Annotated in this window: 11 protein-coding genes; all 11 read right to left on the bottom strand. The window is 34.1% G+C overall.

The genetic code is table 11. The annotated features are described in order from the left end of the window. Positions 1-10: 10 nt before the first annotated feature. The 11 genes from ftsZ to AC2I98_RS13685 are packed head-to-tail and all read right to left on the bottom strand — an operon-like array spanning position 11 to position 14,076. A complete protein-coding gene (ftsZ, locus tag AC2I98_RS13735; RefSeq protein WP_486414081.1) occupies positions 11-1,849 on the bottom strand; it encodes a cell division protein FtsZ in 1,839 nt (612 codons plus the stop codon). Between the two features lie 55 nt (positions 1,850-1,904). Beyond that, entirely contained in the window at positions 1,905-3,362 is a 1,458-nt protein-coding gene (ftsA, locus tag AC2I98_RS13730) for a cell division protein FtsA (protein WP_486412226.1), read from the bottom strand. Beyond that, positions 3,349-4,080 carry a cell division protein FtsQ/DivIB gene (locus AC2I98_RS13725; protein WP_486412225.1) on the bottom strand — a complete coding sequence of 244 codons (732 nt, stop codon included), beginning with the start codon at positions 4,078-4,080 and terminating at the stop codon, positions 3,349-3,351. The genes ftsA and AC2I98_RS13725 overlap by 14 nt, the downstream gene beginning before the upstream one ends. A 1-nt stretch (position 4,081) precedes the next feature. Then, positions 4,082-5,422, bottom strand: a complete 1,341-nt coding sequence (gene murC, locus AC2I98_RS13720; protein WP_486412224.1) for a UDP-N-acetylmuramate--L-alanine ligase — start codon at positions 5,420-5,422, stop codon at positions 4,082-4,084. Then, positions 5,422-6,528, bottom strand: a complete 1,107-nt coding sequence (gene murG, locus AC2I98_RS13715) for an undecaprenyldiphospho-muramoylpentapeptide beta-N-acetylglucosaminyltransferase (protein WP_486412223.1) — start codon at positions 6,526-6,528, stop codon at positions 5,422-5,424. The genes murC and murG overlap by 1 nt, the downstream gene beginning before the upstream one ends. Further along, positions 6,500-7,699, bottom strand: coding sequence for an FtsW/RodA/SpoVE family cell cycle protein (locus tag AC2I98_RS13710; RefSeq protein WP_486412222.1), 1,200 nt, complete (start codon positions 7,697-7,699; stop codon positions 6,500-6,502). Before AC2I98_RS13710 ends, murG begins: the two co-directional genes overlap by 29 nt. A 15-nt stretch (positions 7,700-7,714) precedes the next feature. Beyond that, positions 7,715-9,049, bottom strand: coding sequence for a UDP-N-acetylmuramoyl-L-alanine--D-glutamate ligase (gene murD / locus AC2I98_RS13705; protein ID WP_486412221.1), 1,335 nt, complete (start codon positions 9,047-9,049; stop codon positions 7,715-7,717). Positions 9,050-9,051: 2 nt separating this feature from the next. Next, a complete protein-coding gene (gene mraY, locus AC2I98_RS13700) occupies positions 9,052-10,293 on the bottom strand; it encodes a phospho-N-acetylmuramoyl-pentapeptide-transferase (RefSeq protein ID WP_486412220.1) in 1,242 nt (413 codons plus the stop codon). A gap of 3 nt (positions 10,294-10,296) precedes the next feature. Next, the gene (locus tag AC2I98_RS13695; RefSeq protein WP_486412219.1) at positions 10,297-11,760 is read right to left on the bottom strand and encodes a UDP-N-acetylmuramoyl-L-alanyl-D-glutamate--2,6-diaminopimelate ligase; all 1,464 of its coding nucleotides are present in this window, start codon (positions 11,758-11,760) and stop codon (positions 10,297-10,299) included. Continuing rightward, entirely contained in the window at positions 11,757-13,739 is a 1,983-nt protein-coding gene (locus AC2I98_RS13690) for a penicillin-binding protein (RefSeq protein ID WP_486412218.1), read from the bottom strand. Before AC2I98_RS13690 ends, AC2I98_RS13695 begins: the two co-directional genes overlap by 4 nt. Further along, entirely contained in the window at positions 13,717-14,076 is a 360-nt protein-coding gene (locus AC2I98_RS13685; protein WP_052217625.1) for an FtsL-like putative cell division protein, read from the bottom strand. The genes AC2I98_RS13690 and AC2I98_RS13685 overlap by 23 nt, the downstream gene beginning before the upstream one ends. Positions 14,077-14,082 lie beyond the last annotated feature (6 nt).

Below are 14,082 nucleotides of genomic sequence, written 5' to 3'. Positions count from 1 at the left end.
TGATCGTTTATTAATCTACGTTATCGTGTAGAAAATTGTTTGGACGAATTTGCGTTTCGTTATTACTATTTGTTCCTACAGAAAAATCAGAAGATTGATTATCATTACGATCAGATAAATTCAATCCTTGACGCTTGTACGCAGGAATTGCTTCATACTCGTCTACCTGAGAATTTGTCATCGTGTTGTTAAATTTAAAATTAAATTGTTTCAAACGATTTCTTCTCTCTTCAATCATATTGTTCAATTCAGGATCAGTTGATTGCTCTATTGGCTGACTAAATGGATCTACAGCAACTTGCACTTGTTCTGCTTGTGAGGCTGTTGAATGTGACATGTTAGATTGAATTGGCTCTACATTTCCATCGTTTTTCGGAGCTTGGTAACCAGTATAATTATTTTGTGGATAATTTGACTGTTCCGAAGCTACTGGATTAGAATATGAATTATATGTTTGATTGTTATTTACATTATTTGTTTGTTCTTGTGGACGATTAAAATCAGATTTTAAACGTGGTTCGAAATCATCGTAAGAACGTTTTTCCTGTACAGGCTCATCTTCAATATCATCTAAAACATAACGTTTTGGAGCATTATTTTCTTCAAAAGATTGCTCTGGTGTGTTATGATATGATTGTTGTTGAAAATTTTGATTTATATCTGCTTGACGATAATTGTTTTGCGGAGCTTCTGGTGCTTGATTTTGTTGAGGCGTTTGTGGAGCTTGTTGAGAAGCTGCAGAACGTCCAAAATCTAACGTCATTGGTTTAACACGATTCACAAAAGGTTGATCAACAGATAATGTTTTATTAATAGGTTGTTCTTCCTCTAATGTATGTACAATTTTTTGTTCTTCTTTTCCTGTATAAGCTTGATCTTCTGTTGGAAAACCAGTTGCAACAACAGTTACAGAAATAGAATCTCCTAAATCTAAATCTTCACCAATACCCATGATAATATTTGCACTATTACCAGCTTCTTGTTGAATATAATCATTAATTACTCCGATTTCATCCATTGTAATTTCGTTATTACCAGATAAAATCAATAACAATACGTTACGTGCACCTGTAATTTTGTTGTTGTTTAACAATGGAGAATCTAAGGCAGAAGAAATAGCATCTTTCGCTTTGTTTTCACCAGAACCTTGTGCCGATCCCATGATAGCTGTACCAGAATTTTTAAGTACTGTACGCGCATCACGTAAATCGATATTCATTGCATAGTGTTGTGTAATAACTTCTGCAATTCCTTTTGCTGCAGTTGTTAAAACTTCGTCAGCTTTAGAGAATCCGTTTTTGAAACCTAAGTTTCCGTATAACTCACGTAATTTATCATTGTTGATAACAATCAATGAATCTACGTTTTGTCTTAATTTTTCGATACCTTTTTCGGCTTGTTCCAACCTCATTCTTCCTTCGAAAAAGAATGGCGCTGTTACAATACCTACTGTCAAAATATCCATATCTTTTGCAATACCAGCAATTACTGGCGCTGCTCCGGTTCCTGTACCACCACCCATTCCGGCAGTAATAAATACCATTTTAGTTCCTTCGTCTAATACAGCTTTTACATCATCCATACTTTCGATAGCAGATTGCTCTCCTACCTCAGGATTTGCACCAGCTCCTAATCCTTCAGTGATCGCTTGACCTAACTGAATTCTTGTTGGTACAGGACTGTTTGCTAATGCTTGTGAGTCCGTATTACAAATCACAAATTCTACACCTGCGATTCCTTGTTCAAACATGTAGTTTACGGCATTACTACCTCCACCACCTACTCCGATTACTTTGATAGCTTGAGATCGGCTCTTTGGTAAGTTGAACACAATATCTCCTGTTAACATATCACTCATATTCTTCTTATTAAATTGGTTCGTAATTTATTCTAGTTTATTCTTATTATTCAGTTTCGTTGATCATTTGGATAAATTTATCCGTCCATTTCGAAAAGAAGTTTTTCTTTTCAGGCTTAGATTTAGTTTCTTTTCTATCACCAATTTCTTGATCCAAGAATTCGTCCACTATTTCTTCCCTTTTAGGTTTTTTGATTTCTTCTTCTACTTCCACCACAACTTCAGCAGTAGCATTAGCTTGTTTTGGTTGAGATGGATGAATTCCAATTTCTAATTCTTCTTGGTTATTTAAGTTATTAATTACTGGTTTTTCATAGATTTCGTTATGGTAATTCTCCGCTAACTCTTCTAAACCTTTCATTAATAAACCTACAGATGTTGCATATTCTGGTCCGCTAATTTCTTCTGCTTTAGCACCAACAATATGTTCGTTAGAGTATCCAATTCTTACATCCATTCCAGTTACATATTCCGTTAACTGACGAATGTGTTTCAATTTAGATCCACCACCTGTTAAAACGATTCCTGCAATCAATTTTTTATTTTGATCTTCGCAACCGTAGTTTTTCAATTCCAAATATACTTGTTCCAAAATTTCCTGCACACGTGCATGAATAATTTGTGACAGTCTTTTTAATGATATTTCTTTTGCTTCGCGTCCTTTTAATCCAGGAATCGATACAATTTCTGTTTCTTTATTTTCTCCTGGCCAAGCAGAACCAAATTTTTCTTTTAAAGCTTCGGCTTGCTTTCCAATGATAGAACATCCAACTTTGATATCTTCTGTAATCACATTTCCTCCGAATGGAATAACAGATGTGTGACGAATGATATTATCCTTGAAGATTGCAATATCAGTTGTTCCACCACCTATATCAATCAACGCAACACCAGCTTCTTTTTCTTCTTCGCTAAGTGCAGCACTTGATGATGCAATAGGCTCTAATGTGATACTTGCCAAACGTAAACCTGCTGCTTTTACACATCGTGCAATATTTCGGATAGATGAAACTTGTCCAACTACTACATGGAAATTAGCTTCTAAACGACTTCCATACATACCAATTGGTTCGCGAATTTCTCCTTCGTTGTCAACCTTGAATTCTTGTGGAAGAACATGGATAATTTCTTCTCCTGGTAACATTACCAATTTGTAAACTTGATTCGTTAATAATTTTAAATCATTATCATCAATCACATCTTCTGAATTGGTACGAGTAATGTAATCACTATGTTGTAAACTACGAATATGTTGGCCTGCAATACCAACTGTTACGTCAGTAATTTTGATTCCTGAAGATTTTTCAGCCTTATCAATTGCTTCTTTTATCGAATTAATGGTTTGTGTAATATTATTCACAACGCCTCTGTGTACACCCAAACTTTTCGCTTGTCCGTGTCCAAGAATTTCGATTTTTCCATTTTCATTTTTTCGTCCGACAAGTGCTACAATCTTTGTAGTCCCGATGTCTAGTCCAACTGCAATCTTACTATTGTTTTCCATTTTTTATTCGTTTGGTTGCTACAACTTGGTTTACAAATTTCAAGCTCAATTTTTCATAATCTTCTGTTCCTATAAAATCAATGTATTGTTTATAATACAACTTCAGATTATGTAACTTTTGTTCAAAGTTGTTGAGTGTTCCTAATTCTATATAATAGTTTCCTGTATTTACAATTAAATTAAATGAACGCTGTCCTACTTTTTGAATGGCAATGATATGATTTTTTAATAAATCGTCAGCTTTTAAAGCTTGTACAAATTTACTCAAATCTTCATATTCACTCGGTTTTACATCACCAGAAACTAGAATTACATCCGCTGAACTTAATTTAGATAAAGGCATTTTTTCACCTTTAGATGTCAAATAAAATTCATTTGTCAACGTTTTCACTCGAGCAACTGCTGTATTCGCTTTTATATCAAGTCGTAAATGTCCGTTTATATCTTTACTTACCTGTACAGAATCCACAAAGGGACTCTCACTTACTTTTTGTTCGATGTCTTTTACATTAACCTCTCTCAAGGATTGTTTCATAATGTCTTTTCCATCTTTATTGATAATATCTCGAATCGATTCATCATTGATGAAATAATTATCAACGGGCTGAACAAATGCCACGTCTAATTTTTTCACGGTACGCGAAGCATTCTTAATCACCGTAAAACTAATCAAACCGATTAGCAAGGCAACTCCAAAAATCACTTTTATGATTTTCAATTTACGCTTCACTTAACCATTCTTTTATTGGTTTAACAATTGTATCAATATTTCCTGCACCAACAGTTAATAACACATCAAAATCTTGTTTTTTGATGTTTGCTAAACTATCTTCTAATGAAGATACTATTTTTTCTTTTAAATCTACTTTTTCTAACAACCAATTTGACGTAATTCCTTCAATTGGTAGCTCTCTTGCAGGATAAATATCTAATAAAATAAGACTATCTAACTGCGATAAACTTTGTCCAAACTCTTCAGCAAAATCTCTTGTACGTGTAAATAAATGTGGTTGAAAAACACCTAACACTTTTTTACCTGGATATAACTCTCTAACTGAAAGAATTGCTGCGTTTAATTCTGTTGGATGATGCGCATAATCGTCAATATAAACTTTTCCATTTATTTCAAAACGATTAAAACGTCTTTTTACCCCTACAAAACTTGCTAAAGCTTCTTTTATTTTCTCTAGAGAAATACCTAAATATTCTGCTACGGCCAATGCTGCAAGAGCATTTTCCATATTATGATGACCTGGCAACAAAATTCCGATGTTTTGCATTTCTCCATGAGGAGTCGTTACATCAAAAACATAATGTCCGTCAATAATTCTTACATTATGCGCATTATAATCTGCATCTTCCTCAACACCATAAGTAAAAGCATTGTCAAAATTTAACCCTTTGCGAACAAATAATTTTTCTTCGACAATTGCTGCAAATTCTTGAAACGATTTTTTTACTTCTTCTCTCTCTCCATAAATATCCAAATGATCCGCATCATCACTTGTTATGATAGCTAATTTTGGAGAAAGACGTAAAAATGAACGGTCAAACTCATCTGCTTCTGCAACGGTATATTTAGAACCATTTAGAATGATATTAGAATCGTAATTTTCTGCAATACCACCTAAAAATGCTGTACTTTCTAAATCTGCAACTTTTAGAATATGTCCTAAAATAGACGAAGTTGTCGTTTTTCCATGTGTTCCTGCAACACCAATATTGTATGTATGTTTGGTAATTTCACCTAACACTTCAGAACGCTTCATGACTTTAAAATCATTCACTAAAAAATAATTTAACTCTGAATGATCTTTTGGTACCGCCGGCGTATAAATCACCAACGTATTTTCTGGTGTAATTCCTACTGGAATTAACTCGATGTTATCTTCGAAATGAATATCAATTCCTTCAGCAATCAATTCAGTAGTAAGTTCAGTTTGAGTTTTGTCATAACCTGCAACATTTTTACCGATTGATTTGAAGAAACGTTCCAACGCACTCATTCCGATTCCTCCTGCACCGATGAAATAATAATATGTTTTATCTAAAATATTCATTATAATAAATTCAATAATATATCTACAATCTCTTTTGTCGCATTCGGTTTCCCTAATTGCTTGATGTTTTGAGATAATTTATTTTTTAATTCTTCATTGTTTGCCAAAGCAATTACTTCTTTGACCAAATTTTGTTTTGCATCTGCATCTTTCACCATAATAGCAGCATCTTTCTCTACCAATGCTTGTGCATTTTTGGTTTGATGATCTTCTGCCGCTGTTGGTAATGGAAGCAAAATTGTTGCTTTTCCAACAATACACAATTCCGAAATTGCCATTGCTCCTGCACGAGAAACAATCATATCCGAAGCTGCATACGCATCTTTCATGTTGTAAATAAATTCGGTTACATGAATCGTTGGATATTTATCTCCAACCAAATTTTTGATTTTTTGATAATCTAACTTTCCTGTTTGCCAAATCAACTGAACGCCACTTGCAACAAATTCGTTAAGGTTTTCTAACCAAGCGTTATTCATTGCTCTTGATCCTTGCGAACCACCAACTGATAAAATAGTTGGTTTTTCTGGATCTAATCCAAAAGCTGAAATTGCTTCTGCTTTTGAAGGTAAATTTTGAAAAATCTCAGCACGAATCGGATTTCCTGTGTAATACACTTTTTCTTGTGGAAACTGCGAAATTCCTTCATAAGCTGTACAAATTGCACTGGCTTTATTTTTCAAAATTTTGTTGGTAACTCCTGGAAACGAATTTTGTTCTTGTAATAAAATCGGAACATTTTTGCTTCCCGCTACCCACAACATTGGTCCACTCGCATATCCTCCTGTACCAACTGCTAAGTCTGGTTGAAAATCTTTGTAAATTTTCTTTGCAAGACTTAAACTTTTTATCAATTTGAAAGGAAACTTTAAATTCGCTTTCATATTACTTCTATCAAATCCAGAAATTGGTAAACCTTTTATGTCATATCCAACTTTTGGTACTTTTTCCATTTCCATTCTTCCTTCTGCTCCTACAAACAAAATTTGTGCATCAGGCAAACGACGTTTTATTTCGTCTGCAATTGCAATGGCTGGATAAATATGTCCACCTGTTCCTCCACCACTAATTAAAACTCTAGGCGATGTCTTCGATGTATTCTTCACTTAATACTTTTCTATCTTGTTCTAATTCTTCTTGCGATTTGATTTGAGTACTTACACTCAAAATAATTCCAAATGAAATACAGGTCATCCAAATGGATGTTCCTCCGTAACTAATCATTGGTAATGGTTGTCCAGTAACTGGAATTAAATTAACCGCTACCGCCATATTTACCATGGCTTGTATAATAATTGGTAAGCCCACTGCAAATACAAGTAACGTACCAAATATTGTATGGATTTTGGAGGCGATGATACAGATTCTAATTAATATCAAAAGGAAAATTCCGATTAATAAAATTGCACCAATTGCACCATATTCTTCAACAATAATTGCAAAGATAAAATCGGAAGATGATTGAGGTAAAGTTTGTTTGAAAACACTTTTCCCTGGTCCAGCCATTTCATTCAATCCTCTTGCAATAGCTGCTTTAGCGTGTAATACTTGATAACTTTCTAATCCAGAATCATCATTAAATTTCTCGATACGAGACATCCACGTGTGTACACGAGAATTTGTAACCAAATCTGGACGAGACAACGCTAACCAAACAAAACCACCACCAAGAATTAATCCTGTTGCAGCAATTGTAAATAAATATTTGAATGGAAAACCACCGATAATCAACAATATTCCACACATTCCAGCTAACATCAACGCTGTTGATCCATTAGAAGGAAAGATTAATCCTACAATTACAATAATTGGTAGGAACAATGGTATTGCTGTATTTTTCCACGTATATTCTTTGTCTCTATTTTTTGTCAAATAACGAGCGATATAAATCAATAATGCCTGAGATGCTATCATAGAAGGTTGTATCCCAATTCCAGTTCCAGGAATCGTTAACCAACGTGCTGCATTTGCACCACCAATTGTCTGTCCTTGCACGAGCGTTATCGCTAAAACTCCTGAAAGTAAAACAACCGCACTTAAAGCAAATAAACCAAACCAACGATAATCTACACGTTGTAATCCGTAAATAATGAATAAACCAATCAACAAAATCACAGCGTGTTTTGCTAAGTGTCCAAAAATAGTTCCCGAACCTACTGTGTAAACCAAGTTAGAACTTGCCGAATAAACAGGTAAGAACGAAAATAGTGCTAACAATAAAATGAAAGCCCAAAGCGGTTTATCGCCTTTAAAATATTTTTGTACGATTTTAGACATTGGTTAGTTGTGTTATTATAATTTGCGTACGTTTTCTTTAAATTGATCTCCACGATCTTCGTAACCTTTGAACAAATCGAAACTTGCACAAGCTGGTGACAGTAAAACCGTTTCTCCTTTTGTTGCTAATTTATATGATTGCGCAACACAATCTTCCATATTATTTGTTTCAACAATTGTATCGATATACGGACTGAAAAATTCAACAATTTTAGTGTTATCAACACCCAAACAAACTATTGCTTTCACTTTCTTTTTTACGAAAGGTAAAACTTCGTTGTAATCGTTTCCTTTATCAGTTCCTCCAACAATCCACACAACTGATTTCGTCATACTTTCTAAAGCAAAATATGTTGCATTTACGTTTGTCGCTTTAGAATCGTTGATAAAATCAATTCCTCCGATTGTTAAAACAGGTTCTAAACGATGTTCAACCGATTTAAAATCAGACAAACTCTTTTTTAGTTCCTCGTTATTAATATCTATAATATTTGCAGCAACTGCCGCAGCCAATGAATTAGAAACATTGTGTTTACCAATTAATCCTAAATCATTTACTAACATTGTAAAATCACCATTCGAATCGTTCACACGGAACAATTCATTGTTTGCGTATGCTTCATTTGTTGCATCCATCATTGTGAACGGTTTACGATGAGCGCGAATATTAATCTGATCAATCATCTCCATTGTTTTTGGATCATCCAAATTGTAGATAAAATAATCGTTTTCATCTTGGTTTTCAGTAATTCTGAATTTAGACTTCGCATACAAATCAAATTGATAGTCATATTGGTCTAAATGATCTGGTGTAATGTTCAACAAAATTGCAACATGCGGTTTGAAATCTGTTTTGATATCATCTAACTGAAAACTACTCACTTCTAATACATAATAATCGAAGTTGTCTTCTGCTACAGATTTAGCATAACTTTTTCCGATGTTACCACCTAATCCTACATTTAATCCAGCTTGCTTTAGGATATGGAACATCAAACTTGTTGTTGTTGTTTTTCCATTAGATCCTGTAATCGCAATAATTTTTGCATCTGTGTAACGAGACGCAAATTCAATTTCAGAAATGATTGAAACTCCTTTCGCTTCTAATTTCTGAATTAGCGCTGCTTTCTTTGGAATCCCTGGACTTTTCATGATTTCGTCTGCATTCAAAATTAAATCTTCTGTATGCTGACCTTCTTCATAAGCAATCTCGTGCTCCTCTAAAAGTTGTTTATAATTGTCTTTTATTTGTCCCATGTCCGAAAGAAAAACATCAAAATTTTCTTTCTTCGCAAGAATAGCTGTTCCTACGCCACTTTCTCCTCCTCCTAAAACGACTAATCTTTTCATTTTTATCTAATCTTTAAGGTAATAATACTGATTACCGCTAAAATGATTCCGATGATAATGGCACGTACCACGATTTTACTTTCGTGATAACCTAACTTCTGAAAATGGTGATGTAAAGGAGACATCAAAAAGATTCTACGACCTTCACCAAATTTCTTTTTCGTGTACTTGAAATAAGACACTTGTAACATTACTGACAAACTTTCTGCGAAAAATATTCCACATAAAATTGGCAGTAATAATTCTTTACGAACAATAATTGCTAAAACTGCAATTACACCTCCGATTGTTAAACTCCCTGTATCACCCATGAATACTTGCGCTGGATAGGTATTGTACCAAATAAATCCGATCAAACCTCCAAGGAATGCACCACAGAAAATTAATACTTCTTCGGAACGAGGAATAAACATGATATTCAGATAATCTGCGAACATGATATTTCCCGAAACGAAAACAAACATGGCAATCGCCGCCATAATTACAGCGGAACTACCAGCTGCTAAACCGTCGATACCGTCTGTTAAATTTGCACCATTCGAAACTGCCGTAATAATAAAAATTACCGCAAAAATGAAAATAGCTGCAACTGCCCATGTTGGACGATCTTGCGCATCCATCCAGAATAAAATATCCGAATAGTTAAATTCATTTCCTTTTACGAAAGGCATTGTTGTTTCTAACGTTTTTTCTTCTGGACCAAATTTAATTGGTCGATTGTATTCTATTTGCTCAGTTCCTGCAGGAACTTTTACTCTATTTTCTTGATGTTTTACTGTAACTGTAGGACTGAAATAAAGCATTAATCCAACAACAACTCCAAGACCTACTTGTCCTAAAATTTTGAATTTACCTTTTAAACCTTCTTTGTTCTTACGAAACACTTTGATGTAATCATCCAAAAACCCAATTACACCTAACCAAATCATTGAAATCAACAAAATGATGATGTAAATATTGTCTAGCCTTGCAAATAGTAAAGTTGGAATTAGTGTTGCCATAATGATGATTAATCCACCCATTGTTGGCGTTCCCGCTTTTTCTATTTGTCCTTTTAAACCTAAATCACGAACAATTTCACCCATTTGTTCTTTACGTAAATAACTAATGATTCGTTTTCCGTAAAACAAACTGATGAACATTGCCAACAAAATTGCCATTCCCGCACGAAAAGACGTGTATTGAAACATACGCGCTCCTGGAAAATGGATACCTTCTAAATAATCAAATAAATAGTATAACATTCTTTATTTGTTCAATATTTTACTCAACTCTGATGCAATTTCTACATCAGAAAAATGTGTTCTTACTCCGTTAATTTCTTGATACGTCTCGTGACCTTTTCCCGCAATCAAAATAATATCTTTTGGTTCGGCCATTTTTAGCGCTGTTTTTATAGCTTCTTTTCGATCTGTAATCTTCAGGGTGCGATTATAATATTGCGCTTTCACACCAACTTCCATTTCACGAAGAATCTCTTCTGGATCTTCTGTTCTTGGATTATCTGATGTAAAAATAGCAAGATTAGATTTTTCGCTCGCGATATCCGCCATTTCTGGGCGTTTTGTTTTATCACGATCGCCACCACAACCTACTACTGTTATTAGTTTTTCGTTTTTAGTACGAATTCCTTCTATTGTATTCAAAACATTTTCTAATGCATCAGGCGTATGTGCATAATCTACGATGACGATAATTCCTGATTCTGTTTTGAAAGTCTGAAAACGACCATCAACATTTCCAAGTGTACTCAAAGCTTTTAGAACTTCTAATTCATCTTGCCCTAAAACAGAAGCTACACCAAAAACTAATAATAAATTATATGCATTGAACTGACCAATTAATGATGTCCAGAATTCTTTTCCGTTGAATTCTAATTGCATTCCATCAAATTGATGTTCAATAATTTTTCCTTTAAAATCTGCATCAGTTTTTAGCGCATACAATCTTTTTGTTGCCATTGTATTCTGAAGCATCACTTTTCCGTTTTTATCATCTGCATTAGAAATTGCTGTTGACGTTTTTGGTAAATCGTCGAAGAATTTCTTTTTTGCTGTAAGATAATTTGCAAATGTTTTGTGGTAATCTAAATGATCGTGTGTGATATTCGTAAATCCAGCAACTTCGAAATGCAAACCTGCAATTCTATTTTGATGAATACCGTGCGAAGAAACTTCCATAAAAGCAAATTCGCATCCTCTATCCACCGCTTCACGAAACATTCTGTTTAATGTTAAAATATCTGGCGTTGTATGCGTAGACAGAATCTCTTCACCATCAATCACAATTTTAATTGTCGAAATTAATGCACAAGCATACCCTAACTTTGTAAACAATTCGTACAACAATGTTGTCGTAGTTGTTTTCCCATTGGTCCCTGTAACTCCAACAAGCTTTAAATCTTTTGTTGGATTTCCATAAAAATTAGAAGCTAAAATCCCTAATGCTATTGTTGAATTTTCAACTTTTACATATACGATTCCCTCAACTAAATTTTCTGGTAAAATTTCACAAACAATTGCTTTAGCACCTAAATTAATTGCTTTTTCTATATACTGATGACCGTCAACTGTAACTCCATTTACAGCGACAAAAACATCATCGTTTAATACTTTTCTTGAATCAAATTGAATATTATTGATTTCAACTTTTGTTGAACCAATTGTTTCTGAGATGGAAACTTTATATAATAAATCAACTAAATTTCTCATCCTTCCAACATTAAATAAATTGTCTCACCCTTCTTAAATCTTGTTCCCGCAGGAATGGATTGATTTGTCACTTTTCCAAATCCTGAATATTGTACATCTAAACCTAAATTTTCTAATACCGGGATTGCTTTAGATCCTGTATGACCAGTAACATTTGGCACTATATTTTTAGATTCGCTAACATTAATATTATCTCCTTTTTTAAACTCTTTCACCGCGTTCTTTTTTACTAAATCGCGTGGCAAAGGTATGGGAGTTTTTGAATATACCCAATCGGCAATTTTCTTAAAAACCGGAGCCGTTACACTACCTCCATAAAACCCTTTGGCTGTATTTGGTTTATGCACGACAACGATACAAGAATATTTTGGTTTTCCTGCTGGAAAATACCCCGCAAACGAAGCACGATACTGCATTCCTTTACCATCTTTCTTCCAATAATCAACACGAGCTGTCCCTGTTTTACCAGCAATATCATAATTACTATTACTAATAATACGACCTGTTCCTTGTTCTACTGCACCACGAAGCATTTCTTGCATTTGTTTTACATTTTCCAAAGAAGTTAATTGATCAACCAAAACAACTGGCTCGAATATTTTATCAGGCTCACCTTTACGTGTAATTTTATCCATGAATAATGGCTTCAACATTTTACCATTATTTGCGACAGCATTATAAAAAGTAACAATTTGAATTGGAGTTAATTGTAAACCATATCCATATCCCATTACAGGTAATGTAATATTGCTCCACGATTTACTATCCGGACGATGCATAATTGGTTTTCCTTCTCCAAGAATATCAACTCCAAGTGGAGCTGTCATATTCCATTTATCCATCTTTTCGAAGAAAGCTTTTGGATTTTCTCCGTAAAATTTATTAATGATTTTTGCCGTTCCGATGTTTGATGATTTTTTCATTACTCCATCTACAGTTAACGTTCCATAACCATGAGTATCTGTAATTGTACGACCATAGAATTTATAACTTCCACCACCTGTTTCTACTGTTGAGTTTTTATTAATAAACCCATCGTCCATTGCAGCAAGCAACGAAACTGTTTTAAAAGTTGAACCTGGCTCTGCAGCTTCACCAACGGCATAATTATAATCATCAATGTATGTTCCGTCTTTTTTACGAGATAAATTTACAATTGCACGAACTTTACCCGTCTGAACTTCCATCACTACAACACTTCCATGTTCTGCTTCGAATTCAGAAAGTTGTTTATACAACGCATCGTACGCTACCATTTGTAAGTCAGCATCAATTGTTGTGTAAACAGATGAACCCGCTTGTGGTTCTTGCTCCCAACTCTTCATTGGTTTCCATTTACCGCGTCCCATAAATTGTTCCCAACGACGACCTTCTATACCGCTTAACAAATCAGAATAAGCTCCTTCTAATCCAACTTTTCCACGTTGATCATCGTATCCAATTGTACGAACACCAATATCTTGAACAATTAATTCTCTTTTTGATTCAGTTTCATGAATAAATCCACCTTTGTTTTGACCTTTGTTAAAAATTGGAAATTTTTTGATTCGTTGATACTCCTCATAATTCAAATCTTTAACCAACATCATGTAGCGATTCTTCTTTTTACGCTCTGTAGAAAATTTGTCGTAAAAATAAGAAGGTGATTTTGTAAACATCTTACCTAAAGAGTCAGCAAGATTATGCATTTCAGTCTTGAATAATTCGTCTTTGATTACTGATAAATCCACATAAATATTATGTTTTGTAACAGTAGTAGCCATCAAAGCGCCATTGGAAGCATACAGATTACCACGTTCTGCTGTAACTGTATCTAGCCTAAAATTATTCTTTTCAGCAAAACGCTCTAATTCAACCCCTTCTATAATATTAATTCGAAACATAAAAACAATAATAAAGATGGCCCAAATCGCAAGCGCGCCGGCAAACACCCATCCTTTGATGACAATATTGTTTTTATTTTTCGCTGACTTCGTCATAAACTTTGTCTACTATATAATAAGGTTGTTTATCTGGAATCTTTAAACCATACACTGCTGTACGCTCTAAGATTTCTGTTTCTAATTGCATACGCATCAAATCGCGATGCTTATCTGTATATTGAGATTTTAAATCTTCAACTTTATCTTGCAATTCAGCGATACGAACTACTTTTCGATCTACTAAATGCGAACTCGAAATACTCAAAAAAGCTAAACCTACCAAATACAACATAAACTTCCAATTTTGTTCCGAGCCAGTTTTAATTAAAAACTCACCCCTCAACAAACCTGTGAAAGTTTTTTTCTCTGGTAATATTTTTTTCTTTTTTGCCATTTCTTA

This window comes from Empedobacter sp. EJD.6dd, from assembly GCF_057369435.1.
Note: the sequence above shows the minus strand (reverse complement) of the source record. Positions and strands in the feature narration are given on the sequence as shown.

Coding starts and splice junctions, on each gene's coding strand:
- mraY (WP_486412220.1), bottom strand. CDS start 10,293: ATGTTATACTATTTATTTGATTATTTAGAAGGTATCCATTTTCCAGGA.
- AC2I98_RS13695 (WP_486412219.1), bottom strand. CDS start 11,760: ATGAGAAATTTAGTTGATTTATTATATAAAGTTTCCATCTCAGAAACA.
- AC2I98_RS13710 (WP_486412222.1), bottom strand. CDS start 7,699: ATGTCTAAAATCGTACAAAAATATTTTAAAGGCGATAAACCGCTTTGG.
- murD (WP_486412221.1), bottom strand. CDS start 9,049: ATGAAAAGATTAGTCGTTTTAGGAGGAGGAGAAAGTGGCGTAGGAACA.
- murC (WP_486412224.1), bottom strand. CDS start 5,422: ATGAATATTTTAGATAAAACATATTATTATTTCATCGGTGCAGGAGGA.
- ftsA (WP_486412226.1), bottom strand. CDS start 3,362: ATGGAAAACAATAGTAAGATTGCAGTTGGACTAGACATCGGGACTACA.
- ftsZ (WP_486414081.1), bottom strand. CDS start 1,849: ATGTTAACAGGAGATATTGTGTTCAACTTACCAAAGAGCCGATCTCAA.
- AC2I98_RS13685 (WP_052217625.1), bottom strand. CDS start 14,076: ATGGCAAAAAAGAAAAAAATATTACCAGAGAAAAAAACTTTCACAGGT.
- AC2I98_RS13690 (WP_486412218.1), bottom strand. CDS start 13,739: ATGACGAAGTCAGCGAAAAATAAAAACAATATTGTCATCAAAGGATGG.